Genomic DNA, 3,858 nt, shown 5'->3' on the forward strand with positions numbered 1-3,858 from the left:
CGCCCGTGTTCTGGCTGGCGCCCGCGCCTGTGTCGCGGTAGACACCGGCCTCGGTCACCTGGCCGCAGCCTTGGACGTGCCGACCATTTCCCTGTTCGGCCCCACCAACCCAGGCCTGACCGGCGCCTACGGCAAGAGCCAGATTCACCTGGCCAGCGACTTCCCGTGTGCGCCCTGCCTGCAAAAGCAGTGTACTTATCAACCCACGGCCGACGATCTGCGTCGGTTCGACCTCAAGCGCGAATCGCCACTGTGCTTCACGCGGCTGAACCCCGAGCGTGTGGCGAGCCGGCTGAGCACGTTGTTACTGGCCGAGGAGATGCACTGATGCAACTGGCGTTTGTTCTGTACAAGTATTTCCCGTTCGGTGGCTTGCAGCGCGACTTCATGCGTATCGCCCTGGAGTGCCAGCAGCGCGGTCATCAGATCCGTGTCTACACCCTGATCTGGGAGGGCGATGTGCCGCCCGGCTTCGAAGTGCTGGTGGCGCCGGTCAAGGCGCTGTTCAACCATCGACGCAACGAAAAACTCTACGCCTGGATTCAGGCCGACCTGGCCAAGCGCCCGGTGGACCGCGTGGTCGGCTTCAATAAAATGCCGGGGCTGGACCTGTACTTCGCCGCCGACGGCGTGTTTGAAGACAAGGCGCAAACCCTGCGCAACCCGATGTACCGTTGGTTCGGCCGCTACAAGCACTTTGCCGAGTACGAGCGCGCCGTCTTCGAACAGAGCGCCAAGACCCAGATCATGGTGCTCTCGGCCCATCAGCAGGAATTGTTCACGCGCTACTACGGCACCCAGGCGCAGCGCTTTCATTTGCTGCCGCCGGGCATCGCCCGTGACCGCCGTGCGCCGCCCGATGCCGCGCAGATTCGCGCGCAGTTTCGCGGTGAGTTCGGCCTGGCCGAGGATGATTTGCTGCTGGTGCAGATCGGTTCCGGCTTCAAGACCAAGGGCGTCGACCGCAGCCTCAAGGCCGTGGCCGCATTGCCGTCGGCGCTGAAGAAACGTACCCGGCTGTTTGTAATCGGCCAGGACGACCCCAAAGTATTCCAGTTGCAGAGCGCCGCACTGGGCCTGGGTGAGCAGGTGCATTTCTTCAAGGGGCGCAGCGATATTCCGCGCTTTCTGTTGGGGGCCGACCTGTTGATCCACCCGGCCTACAACGAAGCCGCCGGCATGGTGCTGATCGAGGCGGTCGTCGCGGGCCTGCCGGTGCTGGTGAGCAAGGTCTGCGGTTACGCCTTCTATATCGACAAAGCCGGCAATGGCCGGGTGTTGGACGAACCGTTCGAACAGGCTCAGCTCAATCAATACCTGGTCGATATGCTCGACGATCCACAAGCGCGCGCGACCATGAGTCGCAATGGTCTGGCCTTCGCCGAGACGGCCGACCTCTATAGCATGCCGCAGTACGCTGCGGACCTGATTCTGGCGGAGCCGAACCGATGAAGTTGATGCTTGCCGAACCGTTCAAGACCCTCTGGGCCGGACGCGATGCGTTCGCTGAAGTCGAGAAACTGGACGGCCTGGTGTACCGCGAACTGGACGCCCGTCGTACCTTGCGTACTGAGGTCGAGGGGCGCGGTTATTTCGTGAAGATCCACCGAGGTATCGGCTGGGCCGAAATCCTCAAGAACCTGATCACCGCGAAGTTGCCGGTATTGGGCGCCGGCCAGGAATGGCTGGCGATCCAGCGCTTGCAGCAAGTCGGCGTGCCGACCATGACGGCCGTGGCCTATGGCGAAAAGGGCAGCAACCCGGCCGATCAGCATTCGTTTATCGTCACCGAGGAGCTGGCGCCTACCGTCAGCCTCGAAGACCTGAGCATGGACTGGCTCAAGCAACCGCCATCGCCGGTCATCAAGCATGCGCTGATCGCCGAAGTGGCGCGCATGACCGGTATGATGCACCGCGCCGGGGTCAACCATCGCGACTGCTACATCTGCCATTTCCTGCTGCACACAGACAAGCCGCTGGTGGCCGACGATTTCAAGTTGTCGGTGATCGATCTGCACCGTGCGCAGGTACGCTCGAAGATCCCGTTGCGCTGGCGCAACAAGGACCTGGCGGCGCTGTATTTCTCGGCGCTGGATATCGGCCTGACCCGTCGCGACAAACTGCGCTTTCTCAAGGGCTACTTTCAACAGCCGTTGCGCCAGATTCTTGCCGAAGAGGCCGCGCTGCTGCAGTGGCTGGAGCGCAAGGCAGCCAAGCTCTACGCACGCAAACAACGTTACGGGGATGTGCTCTGATGGCGGGTTGGAACCTGGAACCCGCATACGCCGCCCTGGCGGATGATTTTGGAAGCCTTGAAGCCGTGTTCGCCCTGCAAGGCGAGCGGCTGACCCGCGACCCGCTGTCGGAAGTGATCCGGGTGGAGCGCGGCGGGGTCAATTATTACGTGAAGCGCTATGTCGGTGCCGGCAAGGGCCTGCGCCGCTACCTGGGCAGCCCGCGGGTGAAGTCCGAATGGCAGAACCTCAAGCGTTTCGCCAAGTGGGGCATTCCCACCGCCGACGTGGTCGCCTGGGGCCTGGAGCGCAATGGCCTGGCGTATGCCCGGGGTGCGCTGATCACCCGTGAGTTGCCCAGGACCGAGGACTTGTCGGTGCTGGCCGAGCGCAACGATGTGCGCCTCAAAGACCCTGCGTGGGTCGATGCGGTCAGCCGCCAGCTCGCCGAATACACGCGCACCATGCACGATCATCACTTTACCCATAACGACTTGAAGTGGCGCAACCTGCTGATCGACGACCAGCGCACCCTGTACCTGATCGATTGCCCCAACGGCGACTTCTGGCGCGGGTTCTGGCTCAAATACCGCATCACCAAAGACTTGGCCTGCCTGGACAAGGTGGCCAAGTATCACCTGTCGGCCACCCAGCGCCTGCGCTTCTACCTGCAATACCGCGAACGCACGCACCTGAGTGCGTCGGACAAACAGCGAATTCGCCATGTGGTGAAGTTTTTCGAGGGACGCGAATGAGTGATTTCCTGGCGACCGAAGACCGCGCCCTGCTGGAGCGCAACGGTCTGGCCAGTTTCGACGCCCTGTGGGCCAAGCAACTGGACGCGGTGGACGAGCCGAACACCAGCCGTGGCGGCTGGAGCAGCGTGTTTCGCCTGGAACTCGACGGCCACGGTTATTACCTCAAGCGCCAGAGCAACTACCTCACGCGCAGCTTGCACCGGCCGTTTGGCGAACCGAGTTTTTCCCGCGAGTTTCGCAACATCAGCCGTTATCGCACGCTGGGTATCCCGGCATTGCAGGCGGCGTTCTACGGTGAGCGCAAAGTCGCTGGCGAGCACCGCGCAATGCTGCTGACCCGTGCCCTGGACGGCTGGAATGACCTGGACTCGTTGCTCGAGCAGTGGTCGCAACTGAGCGACGCCCAGCATCGTGCGATCCTGCTGGCCTGCGGCCAACTGGCGCGCCGCCTGCACGGCGTGGGTCAGGTCCACGGGTGTTTTTACCCCAAGCATATTTTCCTGCAGGCCACCGGCGACGGTTATGCCGCGCAGTTGATCGACCTGGAGAAAACCCGTCCGCTGCTGTTTGGTTGGCGTGACCGGGTCAAGGACCTTGAGCCGCTGTTGCGCCGTGCGCCGCAGTGGTCGGATGCGCAAATTCGTCACCTGCTGGCGGCGTATCTGGAGCAACCTGAAGACAGCCCGCTGGTCGCCACCTGGCAACAGCGCCTGACCGCCCGCCGCAGCCATAAGGAGAACCGCTGATGCGTTTATCCGCGCTGAAAAATGCCGGCCGCACGCCGAGCCTACCGATGACGATCGAACTGGCGGACGCGGCGGGCCCCGGCCAACTGCAATTGCTCAGCCTGTTGCGCGTGCTGCCGG

The 3,858-nt window shown here is 62.9% G+C and carries 5 protein-coding genes; all 5 read left to right on the plus strand.

Annotated features, from left to right (window positions below; genetic code table 11):
* Positions 1-328: glycosyltransferase family 9 protein (locus L9Z73_RS26905; protein ID WP_247407629.1), on the plus strand; the 328-nt coding region annotated here is incomplete at its 5' end.
* Complete coding sequence (locus L9Z73_RS26910; protein ID WP_247407631.1) at positions 328-1,452, plus strand: glycosyltransferase family 4 protein; 1,125 nt, start codon at positions 328-330, stop codon at positions 1,450-1,452. The genes L9Z73_RS26905 and L9Z73_RS26910, both read left to right, overlap by 1 nt.
* Positions 1,449-2,255, plus strand: a complete 807-nt coding sequence (gene rfaP / locus L9Z73_RS26915) for a lipopolysaccharide core heptose(I) kinase RfaP (protein WP_247407634.1) — start codon at positions 1,449-1,451, stop codon at positions 2,253-2,255. The genes L9Z73_RS26910 and rfaP overlap by 4 nt, the downstream gene beginning before the upstream one ends.
* Positions 2,255-2,989 carry a lipopolysaccharide kinase InaA family protein gene (locus L9Z73_RS26920; RefSeq protein ID WP_247407636.1) on the plus strand — a complete coding sequence of 245 codons (735 nt, stop codon included), beginning with the start codon at positions 2,255-2,257 and terminating at the stop codon, positions 2,987-2,989. Before rfaP ends, L9Z73_RS26920 begins: the two co-directional genes overlap by 1 nt.
* Positions 2,986-3,738 (plus strand): lipopolysaccharide kinase InaA family protein, encoded by a 753-nt coding sequence (locus L9Z73_RS26925; protein ID WP_247407638.1) that lies wholly within the window; start codon positions 2,986-2,988, stop codon positions 3,736-3,738. The genes L9Z73_RS26920 and L9Z73_RS26925 overlap by 4 nt, the downstream gene beginning before the upstream one ends.
* The last annotated feature ends 120 nt before the right edge of the window (positions 3,739-3,858 follow it).

The organism is Pseudomonas emilianonis (genome assembly GCF_023072625.1).
GTDB lineage: Bacteria > Pseudomonadota > Gammaproteobacteria > Pseudomonadales > Pseudomonadaceae > Aquipseudomonas > Aquipseudomonas paraveronii.